This window comes from Schumannella sp. 10F1B-5-1, assembly GCF_006517535.1.
Taxonomy (GTDB): Bacteria; Actinomycetota; Actinomycetes; order Actinomycetales; family Microbacteriaceae; genus Schumannella.
In genome coordinates, this window is record NZ_VHQH01000085.1 from 1 (window position 1) to 208 (window position 208).

The 208-nt window shown below is 64.4% G+C and carries 1 protein-coding gene; it reads left to right on the forward strand.

Annotated features, from left to right (window positions below; translation table 11 throughout):
- A partial coding sequence (locus FJ658_RS16280) for a hypothetical protein (protein ID WP_181408488.1) occupies positions 1-208 on the forward strand: 208 nt, incomplete at both ends.

Here is a 208-nt window from a genome sequence, read left to right on the forward strand (position 1 = left end):
CACCACCGGCCTCGTCTTCACCGGATCGGGATGGTTCCCGGGAGCGCAGATCTACATCGACGTATTCGTCTGCGACAGCGAGGACGACTCGCCCGCCAACTCCTACGACGGCAGCGGCGTGGCGGGACCCGACGGCACCTTCTCGGTGACGGTGATCTTCGACGAGCCGCTCCCGATCGGTACCTACTGCTACTACCTCGACGATGAC